Genomic DNA, 12,174 nt, shown 5'->3' with positions numbered 1-12,174 from the left:
TGCCCATCGGGGGGCTGGTCAACACCGTCCTGCGGTTCACAGGCGCCAAGCACCATGAAGGTCACCCTTGGCTCTGCACCGGATTCCTGGGGCGTGTGGTTTGCAGCCGATCCCAAACAAACGCCCTGGCAGCGCTTTCTCGACGAGGTGTCGGCGGTTGGATATCGGTGGATCGAGCTGGGGCCATTCGGTTATCTGCCTACCGACCATGCGGTGCTCAGCAAGGAGCTTGAACGCCGCCAGCTCCGCATCTCGGGATCCTTAGTCATGTTTCCATTCGAACAATCAGACGCTTGGCAGAAGTGGGCCGCCGAAGTCGAGCGAACGTGTGCCGCGGTCGAAGGGGTCGGCGGCAAGTATCTCGTTTTGATTGATGGTCTGTATTCCGATCTGGCGACGGGCCGCGCCCTTGCGCCTGCTGATCTCGATGGCGCTGGGTGGACTCAGCTGTTGAATACGACGGCCCGGATCGCCGACGTGGCTGAGAAACACCGACTGACTCCGGTTTTGCATCCGCACGCCGAGAGCCACATCGAATACGAGAGCCAAGTCGAGCGCTTTCTGCTGGAGGCGGATCCGCGGATCGGTTTGTGTCTGGACATCGGACACCATGCCTACCGTGGCGGGGACCCGATTGCGCTGTTGCGCCGGCATCATGCAAGGATTCCGTACCTCCATCTGAAGAATGTCGACCGCGAAGTTCAGAAGCTGGTGGAGGAGGAGCACAAGACTTTCGCCGAAGCCGTGGCCATGGACGTGTTCGTCGAACCATCAAGAGGAGCGGTTGACTTCACGCTTCTGCGGGACGTGCTTGAGGAGGTTGAGTACGACGGCTTTGGGATCGTGGAGCAGGACATGTATCCGGCGGCACCGGACAAGCCATTGCCGATCGCAACACGCACCTACAGATACCTCCGTGATCTCGGTTTCGGTCAATGACCCGACCCAGAATCGCCGTCGATTTGTGTTCGGCCTTAGGGCTGCCAGAGGAGCGAGTGAGATGGCATCAGTGACCTACGAAAACGTGAGCAAATGGTTCGGAACCGATACCGCCGCTGTACGAGACTTCTCTCTCCACGTCAAAGACGGCGAGTTCATGGTCCTGGTTGGTCCTTCCGGATGCGGCAAATCGACAGCGCTACGCATGCTGGCCGGGTTCGAAGACCCGACCGAGGGAAGCATCAGGCTCGGCGAGCGCGAGATAACGGATGTGCCGCCACGCGATCGGAACATCGCGATGGTCTTTCAGTCGTACGCCCTTTACCCACACAAATCGGTCTACGAGAACATGGCCTTCGGACTGAAGATGCGCGGAACCAAGAAACTGGAGATCGAGCGGCGTGTGCAGGCAGCGGCCAGGATGCTCGAGCTCGAGCCGATGCTCAGGCGCAAGCCGCGCGAACTTTCTGGCGGCCAACGCCAGCGGGTCGCGTTGGGCCGTGCCATCGTGAGGGACCCGCAGGTGTTCCTGCTCGACGAGCCGCTGTCAAACTTGGACGCCAAGCTTCGCGTGCAGACCCGCGTTGAGCTGCAAAAGCAGCACCGTAGGTTGGGAACCACATTCATCTATGTCACCCACGATCAGGTCGAGGCCATGACCATGGGCGACCGGATAGCGGTGATGCGAGATGGCGTGCTCCAGCAATGCGCACCGCCGCGCGAAATTTACGACACGCCAGCCAACATGTACGTCGCCGGTTTCATAGGCAGCCCGGCGATGAACTTCGTTCCAGTCACCATCAGCGACGGCAGGAACGCCAGGGCAAGTGGTTTCTCGGTTGACTTGCCGCGCCCGGTGCCGGCCACTCGCGCCATCCTGGGCATCCGCCCGGAGGCGCTTACCGAGCACCCGCTCCAGGACGGGGCCGTAGTCGAGCTCGAGGTCGAGGTCATCGAGGTACTGGGCGCCGATCAGTACATCCACGGAACCTGCGGCGCTGACGCGCTTACGGCTCGCGTCGAGCCGACGCTAAGGGTCGCGGTTGGCGATCAAGTCAGGCTGGGTTTCGATCGCCAGCATCTGCACCTGTTTGAAGCGGAGACCGGGGCCGCAATCCTCGAACATCTCTAGTCGGAGGGGTCCGACCAGAAACCTCAACCCTTCATACCGCTCATGACGACGCCGCGGATGAACAAGCGCTGGGTCAAGAAAAAGAGGACGATCGGGACCAGCGTGATCAATGCCGCCACAGCCATGATGTTGTTGAACGGCTGAGGTGTATAGCCGGGCCCGCTGGCCTGGACTTGGGACCACGCCTGAAAGCTGACGGCCAATGTGAATTTATCTGACGAGGTAAGGTAGATCAGAGGGCCGAAGAAATCATTCCACTCCTGGATGAAGGTGAAGATCGCGACGACCGCCAGAGCTGGTTTGGACATGGGCAGAATAATGTGCCAGTAGTTCCGCAGGAAGCCGCAGCCGTCCAGCTCCGCCGCCTCCGAATATTCGCGCGGTATTGACAGGAAGAATTGGCGGAGCAGGAAGACGGAAAACGCACCTAGACTGCCACCGGCGAACAGCGACGGCATGGTCAAGGGCAGATAGGTATCCAACCATCCGAAGTTGCGAAAGATCAAATACTGAGGGATCAGCAGCGCCTGGACGGGCATCATCATGGTTGCCAAGACGACGATGAACAGCGGTCCCCGCAGCGGGAACTGGAAGCGTGCAAATGCGTAGGCTGCTAGAGGCACGCTCAAGAGTCGACCAATCTCCACACCGACGACGATGCTCAGCGTATTGGTCAGTCCGCGGGCGAAAGGAAAGCTCTTCAGAACATCGGGGTAGTTGTTCCAATGGAATGTGGGGGGGATGATGCTCGGTGGGAAGTCGAACACGGTCTGAGACGACTTCAACGAGGTTGACAGCATCCAGAGAAATGGGAACGAGAACAGAAGCGCGCCAGTGACGATCAGCAAGTAAAGGAGAGCGCGCCGGCCAACGCGACCGGGAGCCGGACGCCGACCCGAGCCAGGCTTGCCGCGAGTGAGGGTTGCGCTGATCTCCGCCTCCTTGCTAGTCGCTGTAGTCGTAATAAACAAACCGGCGTGACACCCGCAAGGTGATGAGGGTGAGTACGAGCATCATCACAAGCAGCACCCAGGCAAGAGCTGAGGCATATCCCATTTGGAAGTATTGCCAGCCGGTTCTGAACAGGTAGACGACGTAAAACAGCGATGCGTTATCCGGGCCGCCTCGGGTGATCACGTAGGCCGCGGTGAAGATCTGAAAGGAACCGATCACCCCGGTCAGAAACGTGAAGAGCAGGACTGGAGACGTCATCGGAACCGTGATGTGGACGAATCGGTTCCAGGCGCCGGCGCCATCAATGTGAGCTGCTTCGTAGAGCGCAGTGGGAACTTGCTGTAGCGCCGCCAGATACAGGACCAGGTTCCCACCCGAGCCCCACAGGGTCATGAGAATGAAGGCTGGCAACACCCAGGTTGTCGAGCCAAACCATTCGGGGCGAGGCAGGTGAAGGCTGAACAAGCCCGCGTTGACAAGTCCGTAGTCTGGGTTGAGGATCCAGGACCACAGATAAGCAGTCGCGATTGCCGGAACGATTGACGGCAGGAAATACAGGGTCCGCCAGACTCCGACCCAGCGGACCTTCTGGTTGAGCAGCAGCGCGATCCCGTAACCGAGGGCGATGCTGCCGGGTACCGCGATCAGGCTGTAGGCCGTCGTGACCTTGAGTGATTGCCAGAAAAGGGCATCGTGCAGCAGGACCGAGTAGTTCTTGAGTCCAACCCAGCTGATGTCGCCGAGGATCGGATATTTCGTCAGTGAGTAATAGAGCGTGGCGCCGATCGGGTATGCGATGAAGATGAGGAAGCCGGTGATCCACGGACTCAGGAAGACGTAGGCCGCCAGGGTTTGCCTTCGCGCCCGAGGTGATCGCCACCACCACGTTCGCTGACGCCCAGGCCTGGCCCTAGAGACCCCTACCCTCAGTGCCGTCTCCATTAGTCGAACATTTTCCCGGCCCAACGGGCCCGGCGCTGACTCCAACGACGCGACTTCGTCGCCCTCCCTTGGCCAACCGGCATCACGCAATGGTATGCCAACGGTCATCTGTTGACAACCGCCCGTTTACCGGATAGTCTCTCTGAACGGGAGTGGAGTTAGGTCGGGGAGCCGGCGTCTGAGTCAACCGCAGCGGGCGTCCCCAAGGCTGTAGGAGAAAGAGGCATCAGATGGGCGGTTCCCTTCCCGGCGACCGACTGGGTCACCAGCGAATGAGAAAGATCGTTGAGACGTTCCTGACAGCTGCCGGTGGCGGGCGCTCATCGGCGCAATCGTGATGCCACGAGATGCCGGGCGACTTGTCGGCCAGGCGGCTCTCGGTACCGGAGGCGCCTATGGGATCTGCAGGCTTCTCGCGGAAGAGAGCGCCGCGCTCACGATCGCGGACGTCAATCGAGCTGCCGGGCGCTGTTTCGAGACAAGTCGCCCGGCCGGGCCCGGGATAGGGAGTCCGTTGTGAATTCAGGATGAATGGAGCGATCAGTTCTATGCGAGCCCGCGAAACAGAAACAGCCGAATCGAAGACCGAATCGAAGACCAAAAGGAGATTTTAGAGTGATGTCATTACTACGTCAGACCACCGACCGACGTCGGTTCCTCCAAGCCATGATGGCCTTGATGCCGGCGGGAGCCTTCCTCGCGGCCTGCGCGAGCTCGACGTCCCAGGGTTCGAACATGTCCACGATCAGCACCAAGCAAAATGCCACCCTCACGTTCTCCAACTGGTGGGGTGACAACTACACCCACTACATCCCGGTTCTCCAGCAAGAAATAGGCATCGGCATCACCGAGCGGCGCGTGGACGTCTCGCAGTATGAACAGAAGCTGCTCGTCGAGCTCGCGAGCGGTACGGCGCCCGATATCTTCCTGCTGGACTCAAACAACAACGGTGACATCTTCCCGGCTCACGTCGCACAGCCCTTTGACGACTACCTCGCCCACAGCGGTATCGACATGGCGAAGTGGAACATCGCGCCAAAGAAGGAAGTCGGCTTCAGCGGCCAGACCCTCGGTCTCTCGGTCTTCACGATGCAAGACCTGATCGTCCACGTGAACAAGCCGCTCGCTGACGCAGACGGCTTGCTCGACAACGCACCCCTCTGGGGAACGTCCAGGTTTGATACCTGGAAGTGGGACGACTTCGTGAACTGGCTCAAAGCCGGCACCAAAGTCGTCAATGGAGAGACGGTGCAGTACGGCCTCGGAACGCTCGGGGGAGTCGACTTGGGCCCCTATGGCCTGGTCGCCATCTACAGGGCCTTGCTGGGAGATAACGGTGGCTCCATTTTTGACGACGACTGGAACTACAACGAGACCGTATCGAAGGTCGATGAAGCGCCCTCCATCGATGCAGCCCAGAAGATCGTCGATCTGGTGCGCGTCCACAAGGTTGCGCCCACCCCTGGAACCGAGGGCGCGATTCCGGGTGGGACGTATCGGGGCAAGAAGGCGGTTTCGACCATCTTCTGGTCGACGCCGAGTACCTATCCAGAGTCGACACTGTTCCCTCAGGAATACTTCCACCTGCCGTACATCACGAGCAAGATTCACGCATTAGGCGCCAATCAGCTTATGGTGAGCAAGGCCGGCAAGAACGTGGACGCGGCGCTTGAGTGGTGCACCCGCTTCTGCATCGATACCCAGGTAAGGACGCTGTTCCTCCAGTATGCCGCCATCCCCTCATGGGACCCGCTGCCAATTGTGAACGCGTCCCCAGACGGCACGCCCAAGAAGATCGCTCTGATCAACCTGGCGAGGATTCCGGGCATCAGCTCGTTGCCCAGCGACGCGACGAATACCACGACCTACCCGCGCTGGTATGGCAAAAAGGCGTCCGCGTTCACCCAGCAGACCCTCCAGGACGCCCTGACCAAGGCAGTTCTTGGCAATGCCACCGTTCAGGCGGCGATGACCGGGGCCAAGCAGGCAATCGACGCTCAGTTGAAGTCGGCGTAGGAGTCCAATCTCATTCGAGGTGAGCCGAGTCACTGGTTGCGGCCTTCGCAATTCAGTGCTCGGCGACCTCGATTGGTCCGGATGCTTCGTTCCGAACCTGGCCACGTCGGTAAGCGAGGGGTCGCTGACTGTTTACAATGGTTCCCCAAATGCAGGTCGAGCGAGTCGAGGTGCCGGACCTCTGGGAGGTCGTGGCTGACCGAATACGGAACCAGATCATCGGGGGCGAGCTCCCGCCGGGATCGCGCCTGGTTGAAACTGAGCTGGCGACCCGTTTCGGGACCAGCCGAGGGCCGATCCGCGAGGCGTTAAGAGAACTCGAGCGCGAGGGCATCATCATCAGTGCCCCCCGCCGCGGAACGGTCGTCGGCTCGATGACCAAACAGGATTTGGAGGAGGTCTACAGCGTCAGGGAAGCCCTGGAGTTGCTGGCGCTGAAGGAAGCGAGCAGAAAGGCCGACGATGCAACCCTTGAGGCTATTAAAGTCCACCTCGATGCGATCGACAAGGCGATAGCCGCCGGCGACACGGCCGAAGTAGTCAGGGCCGATCTCGAGTTCCACAGGGCGATATGCAAGGCGGCTGGGAACGGTCGGCTGCTGGCCGCCTGGGAACAGCTTGCGTCGCCCATAGCTCTCCTGATCCGGCTTGCGATGTCGATGAACATCGCTCTCGTGAGGGGAGAGGGCGGCCATCACCAGCAGGTGCTGCAGGCTCTTATCGAGCGCAACCCAGACCGGGCGGGCGCCATCCTCAGTCGCAATTTCAAGCAAGTGATAAAAGCGCTATTCAAGTCTGAGCGATTTACCCGGGCCGAACACTAGCCTTGCCTGGCTGACTCCGTTCGGCCCCGGCCGAGATGCGCCCACCGTGGAAGTTGAAGGACTGCCGGATTGACGATCGACTCTGGCAGCTGCCCGCTCAGAACATTGGCAACATTGCGAGCCGCCTTTCGCTCCAGTTCGAGAACGGATTCCTCGGAGTAGAAGGCGACATGCGGAGTCGCGATGAGATTCGGCAACGACAACAGGGGATGTTCATCAGGTAACCTGTCGCGCTCGAATACGTCGAGCCCCGCACCAGCGATCCATCCCTCCCTGAGCGCCTTCACCAGCGAATCCTGATCGAGGATCCCGCCTCTGGAGGTGTTGACCAGAAAGGCGGAAGGCTTCATCAGGCGAAGCTTGGATTCGTCGATGAGGTGTCTGGTGGAATCGGTCAGCGGTGTGTGCAGGCTTATGTAGTCGGACCTCTTCAGGAGATCTTCAAGAGTGCACGCCTCGGCGTGATGTGCTCGGGCCGCCGCGGCGTCGATGAAAGGATCGTAGGCGAGGATGGCCAAGCCTAAGCCGATTGCTTTGGTGGCCAGGGTCTGACCGATCTTGCCAAATCCGACGATCCCGAGGGTTCGACCGGCGACCCGGTAGAGAGGGCGACCCGCCTTCAGGTCCCACTTACCAGCGCGGGTTCCATTGTCATAACGCGGGACATTGCGCGCCAAGCTCAATATCAGGGCAATGGCGTGCTCGGCGACCTCATCGAGGCAATAGGCAGGGACGTTGGTGACGATGATCCCCAGCTGGGTGGCCGCGGTCACATCGATGTTGTCGACTCCGATGCCGTAGCGACCGACCACCTGGAGGCGGTGGCCTGCTCTCAGGACACGCGCGGGGACCTGTTTGAAGCAGGTCAGAATGGCATCCGCATCGCTCACGAGAGATTCGAGCTCTTCCGGCTCGCCGGTTTTTGCGACGATAAGCTTGGCTCCCGCCTCGGCGAGAACAGCTGCTTCGGGGTCGGTGGAATCCCATGTGTAGTCGGTGACCAGGACTCGCTTCTGCGTCATCTAGCTCCTAAGGCGGGAGTTGGAGCCAGCGTGGCTTCTTCCCCTAGCTCGTCCTCGATACGGGTCAACTGGTTGTACTTGGCAAGCCGCTCAGATTGCGTGACGGAGCCAATCTTGATCTGTCCCATTCCGCTGGCCACCGTGATGTCGGCCAGAATCGAATCTTCGGTCTCTCCTGATCGGGCCGACGCGATTGTGCTGTAGCCCGCCTTCTGGGCCATATCCACAACACGCAGCGTTTCAGTCAGCGTCCCGATCTGGTTCATCTTGACCAGAACGGCATTGGCGACGCCGCGCTCGATTCCGAGACCCAGCCTCTGAGGATTGGTGGTGAAAAGATCGTCGCCGACCAGTTGGACGCGATTAGCCAGCGAGTCCGTGAGCACTTTCCAGCCGTCCCAATCATCCTCTGCCAATCCGTCTTCAATCGAGCAGATTGGATATTTGTCGACCCATTCCTCCAACAGTCCCACCAGCTCGGCCGGGGTCAACGATCTCTTCTCGCTGGCGAGGCCGTAGCGGTGCTTCTCGACGTCGTAGAAATGGCTTGCAGCGACATCGATCGCGATTCCAACATCATGACCCGGCTTGAAGCCGGCTCGTTCGGCCGCCGTCACCATCAGCTCCAAGGCTTCGACGTGACCCTTTAAGGCAGGGCCGAAGCCGCCTTCATCAGCTCGCAATGTAGACAGCCCGCGCTCCCGAAGCAAATCCTTCATCGCCCAGTGGATTTGGACGCAGGTGTGGAGAGCCTCAGCGTAGGTGTCGGCGCCAGATGGAACGATCAGAAAATCCTGGAGATCGAGGTTCCCCCCGGCGTGCATGCCGCCACTCAGGATGTTCACCATCGGCCGGGGCAGCAGTGGACTCCCTCCGCGAAGGAGGTGTCGCCACAGGGGAATTCCTCGGCTCGCGGCGGCAACCCGCGCCACGGCGAGGGAGACACCGAGAGTGGCATTGGCGCCCAGGTGGGACTTGTCAGCAGTGCCGTCGAGGTCGACGAGCAGCTGGTCAACGGCTTCTTGGTCGCTCGCATCGAGGCCCCGGAGGGCCGGCTCAATCAGGTCTGTGACATTCGAGATGGCCTGGCGAACACCAAGACCTCGATACCGGCTGCCGACGCCATCCCGCAACTCGACTGCCTCGTGACGCCCGACGGATGCTCCGGATGGGACGCTGGCCATGCCCCACGCACCGGAATCCACACCGACCATGACTTCAATGGTCGGGCGCCCTCGCGAGTCGAGTATCTCTCTCGCTTGTATGCTGGAGATCCTGGAGTTCAACTTAGACGCTGCCTCATCTCGTTGCCCAGCCAATCGATCACGGAGTCGGGATCCTTGGACGCAGTCAGCAGGATTTCACGAGCCATGTTGCGGACGAAGTCCCTGGTCGGGTCGTCGTTGATGTACTCGGCTCTCGACTTTCCATCAATTCGAGCCAACAACAGGCAACCCAGTTCGCCGACGACAGACGCCTCGAGCGGCGTTTGGATCGTGTCCTTCACGGCGTCCTTGTAGGCACCCCAGAACCGCCGGGCTGATGCCAGATACTCGACGTGCCGACGCGCGAAATGTGCTGCCTTCAGGACCAGGTGGGTCAGGCAAAAAGCGACATCGAAGGCCGGATCCCCGTAGTGTGCGACCTCGAAATCAAGAACCAGGACGTAGTTCGGGTAGACAACGATGTTCTTGGGGCTGTAATCGCCGTGCACAAGCACGATTTGGGTGCCGAGCATGCGCTCGATTTCGGCATTGATGGTGGACGCCAGATCGGGGTACAGGCTCGCTATGACCCGATGGTATGGATCGACACGCCCTTGGATGAGTAGGTTCTGGTCGCCAAACCTGTCACGCAGATCTGGGCGTTGATATGACTTGCAATGGAGTAGGCCCAGGAGCCTACCCGCGCGATCAGCTGCCTCGAGGTCCACGGTGCCCGCGAGCAGGCTCTGTTTCCACGTCTTCCCCCCGTCCGGCGCGCAACTCATGCCGAGGACGAAGTTGTCCCGGTCGGAGAACCTGACCTTCGGTACGCAACCGGGAGGCAGCAGGTGCCCCAGGGTGGCCATGCAGTCCGTCTCGACGAAGATCCGCCTCCGGTCGAAGAACCAGTCTTGGTCAACCCTTAGTTTGGGCAACGATTGCTTGACCACGAAGCAATCCGTGGCGAGCACCACCATGACTACGGTGTTGGAGATGCCGCCCGCCAGCAACTCCAACTTGACGTCCTGCGTACCGTCGACAAGGTTCCTCTCGCGCAAATAATCACCGACGTTGGCGAGAGTCAGCTCGACGGTGGCTGCCTCGCGCGGGCTCGTCACCGCCCCACCCGCCTGTAGCGGCTGCAAGTCCCGATCAGGCACGGCACTGTTATGTTCGTTAGTAGCTCCACGCAAGTGTTGGTCCCGCACGCCGAGATGACGTCGGGCCCGCCAGTTGCGAGAATCTGGAGGCCCCTCGCGCCGCCCAGAAAGAATACCATGGTATCCGTCTGTTGCCAACTGCCGTTTGTTAACAATTGCCGGAGGAGGTGGGTGTTGATCCTAAGGGAGCTCTGGAAGCCTGGGCAGGTGACGCTGGGTGGCTGGTGCGCGATCGGGAGCGCGTTCAGCGCTGAGCTGCTGGGTCGTTGCGGCTACGACTGGATCGGCATAGATCTGCAACACGGGTTGATCAGCCAGGAGCAGATGATCGCCATGTTGCAGGGGTTGTCCGGCACCGGTACGCCTGCGCTGGTACGGGTAGCGGATTCGAACCCGGCCGGCATCATGAGGGCCCTGGACGCAGGGGCCAGCGGCGTCATTGTGCCCCTCGTCGAGTCAGCTCACGAAGCTGCTCGGATCGTGCAGGCCTGCCGCTATCCGCCTGACGGTACGCGGAGTTGGGGGCCTGTTCGAGCCTCCTTGGGCGTCAACGAGTACAGCCCTCGGAGCGCGAACCGAGATGTCCTATGCATCGTGATGATCGAGAGCCCGGCGGCGGTCGCCGGCCTCGACGACATCCTCACGGTCCCTGGGATTGACGCTGCCTTCATCGGGTCGAATGACCTGGCTCTCAGCAGCGGCCTCGCACGTACTTTCGGTCCCGAGCCTTCCGCCCAGCTCGACCTCGTCATGTCGATTCAGCTTGCCTGTCGAAGACACGGGATCGTCGCAGGCATTGCGGCAGGCGACACAGAGGCTGTTCTGCGTTGGCACGCCGCCGGATTCGACATGCTTGCACTCCCCTCGGACATCGGGCTGCTTGTGCAAGGCGCTCGCGCCAGCGTAGGCGCCCTCCGAGCGGCCGCCGGCGTGAAGTCAGCCAGGCGGGGAAGCGATGAATCAATCGAGGTCTAGCCGCCGATTGCGCGTCCTTTTTCTCCCGCACCCGATCTATCCGGGTCTGTTCGATCCCTGGGGCAAGGATGTAGTGGCTGCGTTGCGTGATCGCCACGATGTCGCAATCTACGATCCAACCGCGTCTCTTCGGGAGCAGTTTGGCTCGGCGGATGTCGTTGTCGACCATGGGGGTTCAGCCGGTACCAGAGAGATGGCGGATCTCTCATCTTCGGTTAGGTTGTGGCAAATACTTGGAACCGGAACGGATCATTTTGATCTCGTCTACTGGCGTTCCAAGAGAATCCCAATCGCCAACTGCCCCGGGACCTTCACAGCGGTCGGGCTGGCCGAGTTGGCAGTGATGTTCATGCTCATGCTGGCTAGGCGCTTCCGCGTGGCCGAGCTCCGATTCTCTTCTGGCGACTACTACGGGCCTGCGGGCATGGAGCTCCGGACGCGCAGGCTGCTGTTGCTCGGTTTTGGCGCCAGCGCCAGAGAGCTGGCAAAGCGCGCCAATTCGTTCGGCATGCTGACTTCAGCAATCGATGCGATTCCGATCACGGGGCAGGCGGTGGAGGAATTCTGTTTGGTGGAAGCTGGCGGACCAGAGAGGATCGAAGCTCTTCTCGATGGTGCTGACTTCGTCTCTCTCCATCTGCCCCTGAACGAAGAAACCAGACACACGATAAATGAGCACCGCTTGCGCCTGATGAAAGCATCCGCGTTCCTTGTCAATGTTGCCCGCGGAGAATTGGTTGATGAGCATGCCCTCGAGAAGGCCCTGCGCAATGGTCAACTTGCCGGAGCGGGTCTCGATGTCTTCAGCAATGAGCCTCCTGTTCCGTCGTCAGGCCTACTGACCCTTCCAAACGTGATCGCGACGCCCCATATCGCCGGCGCCACCGAAGAGGCATCCCGCGGCCGTGCTGAATTCGTTGCTGCCAACGTGGAACGCCTTGCAGCTGGCGATCCGCCGCTCAATCTGGTGGTATAGCGATATCTCCCAAAATCCACGCTCTCGAG

General features: G+C 60.6%; 11 protein-coding genes. 6 read left to right on the top strand and 5 right to left on the bottom strand.

Going from position 1 to position 12,174, the window contains the following annotated elements; all coding sequences use genetic code 11:
- The first annotated feature begins 54 nt into the window (after window positions 1-54).
- Entirely contained in the window at window positions 55-939 is an 885-nt protein-coding gene (locus EPN29_09290) for a 2-keto-myo-inositol dehydratase (protein TAN32358.1), read from the top strand.
- A gap of 61 nt (window positions 940-1,000) precedes the next feature.
- Complete coding sequence (ugpC, locus tag EPN29_09285) at window positions 1,001-2,071, top strand: sn-glycerol-3-phosphate ABC transporter ATP-binding protein UgpC (protein ID TAN32357.1); 1,071 nt, start codon at window positions 1,001-1,003, stop codon at window positions 2,069-2,071.
- A gap of 23 nt (window positions 2,072-2,094) precedes the next feature.
- Here the strand turns inward: ugpC and EPN29_09280 are convergent, their stop codons facing one another.
- Together EPN29_09280 and EPN29_09275 are read right to left on the bottom strand one after the other, a co-directional pair.
- Entirely contained in the window at window positions 2,095-2,919 is an 825-nt protein-coding gene (locus EPN29_09280; GenBank protein ID TAN32356.1) for a carbohydrate ABC transporter permease, read from the bottom strand.
- A gap of 97 nt (window positions 2,920-3,016) precedes the next feature.
- The gene (locus EPN29_09275) at window positions 3,017-3,967 is read right to left on the bottom strand and encodes a sugar ABC transporter permease (GenBank protein TAN32355.1); all 951 of its coding nucleotides are present in this window, start codon (window positions 3,965-3,967) and stop codon (window positions 3,017-3,019) included.
- Window positions 3,968-4,633: 666 nt separating this feature from the next.
- On the opposite strand from EPN29_09275, the gene EPN29_09270 reads away from it, so the two are divergent.
- Both EPN29_09270 and EPN29_09265 read left to right on the top strand, forming a co-directional pair.
- Entirely contained in the window at window positions 4,634-5,983 is a 1,350-nt protein-coding gene (locus tag EPN29_09270; GenBank protein TAN32354.1) for a hypothetical protein, read from the top strand.
- A gap of 137 nt (window positions 5,984-6,120) precedes the next feature.
- A complete protein-coding gene (locus EPN29_09265) occupies window positions 6,121-6,807 on the top strand; it encodes a GntR family transcriptional regulator (GenBank protein TAN32353.1) in 687 nt (228 codons plus the stop codon).
- On the opposite strand, the gene EPN29_09260 is transcribed toward EPN29_09265, so the two are convergent.
- Genes EPN29_09260 through EPN29_09250 form a run of 3 tightly spaced genes read right to left on the bottom strand, consistent with a single transcriptional unit; the run spans window position 6,804 to window position 10,194 of the window.
- Window positions 6,804-7,829, bottom strand: coding sequence for a C-terminal binding protein (locus tag EPN29_09260; protein ID TAN32352.1), 1,026 nt, complete (start codon window positions 7,827-7,829; stop codon window positions 6,804-6,806). The genes EPN29_09265 and EPN29_09260 overlap by 4 nt on opposite strands.
- Window positions 7,826-9,115, bottom strand: coding sequence for a phosphopyruvate hydratase (locus EPN29_09255; GenBank protein TAN32351.1), 1,290 nt, complete (start codon window positions 9,113-9,115; stop codon window positions 7,826-7,828). Before EPN29_09255 ends, EPN29_09260 begins: the two co-directional genes overlap by 4 nt.
- Complete coding sequence (locus EPN29_09250) at window positions 9,112-10,194, bottom strand: aminoglycoside phosphotransferase family protein (GenBank protein ID TAN32350.1); 1,083 nt, start codon at window positions 10,192-10,194, stop codon at window positions 9,112-9,114. The genes EPN29_09255 and EPN29_09250 overlap by 4 nt, the downstream gene beginning before the upstream one ends.
- Window positions 10,195-10,203: 9 nt before the next feature.
- Between EPN29_09250 and EPN29_09245 the strand changes: the two genes are divergently transcribed.
- Together EPN29_09245 and EPN29_09240 are read left to right on the top strand one after the other, a co-directional pair.
- A complete protein-coding gene (locus tag EPN29_09245; GenBank protein TAN32349.1) occupies window positions 10,204-11,169 on the top strand; it encodes a 2,4-dihydroxyhept-2-ene-1,7-dioic acid aldolase in 966 nt (321 codons plus the stop codon).
- Window positions 11,150-12,145 (top strand): hypothetical protein, encoded by a 996-nt coding sequence (locus EPN29_09240; protein TAN32348.1) that lies wholly within the window; start codon window positions 11,150-11,152, stop codon window positions 12,143-12,145. Before EPN29_09245 ends, EPN29_09240 begins: the two co-directional genes overlap by 20 nt.
- Window positions 12,146-12,174 lie beyond the last annotated feature (29 nt).

It is taken from the genome of bacterium (genome assembly GCA_004299235.1).
Classification (GTDB): Bacteria; Chloroflexota; Dormibacteria; order Dormibacterales; family Dormibacteraceae; genus SCQL01.
Note: the sequence above shows the minus strand (reverse complement) of the source record. Positions and strands in the feature narration are given on the sequence as shown.

Coding starts and splice junctions, on each gene's coding strand:
- EPN29_09290 (TAN32358.1), top strand. CDS start 55: ATGAAGGTCACCCTTGGCTCTGCACCGGATTCCTGGGGCGTGTGGTTT.
- ugpC (TAN32357.1), top strand. CDS start 1,001: ATGGCATCAGTGACCTACGAAAACGTGAGCAAATGGTTCGGAACCGAT.
- EPN29_09275 (TAN32355.1), bottom strand. CDS start 3,967: ATGGAGACGGCACTGAGGGTAGGGGTCTCTAGGGCCAGGCCTGGGCGT.
- EPN29_09270 (TAN32354.1), top strand. CDS start 4,634: ATGATGGCCTTGATGCCGGCGGGAGCCTTCCTCGCGGCCTGCGCGAGC.
- EPN29_09265 (TAN32353.1), top strand. CDS start 6,121: ATGGTTCCCCAAATGCAGGTCGAGCGAGTCGAGGTGCCGGACCTCTGG.
- EPN29_09260 (TAN32352.1), bottom strand. CDS start 7,829: ATGACGCAGAAGCGAGTCCTGGTCACCGACTACACATGGGATTCCACC.
- EPN29_09245 (TAN32349.1), top strand. CDS start 10,204: ATGTTCGTTAGTAGCTCCACGCAAGTGTTGGTCCCGCACGCCGAGATG.
- EPN29_09240 (TAN32348.1), top strand. CDS start 11,150: ATGAATCAATCGAGGTCTAGCCGCCGATTGCGCGTCCTTTTTCTCCCG.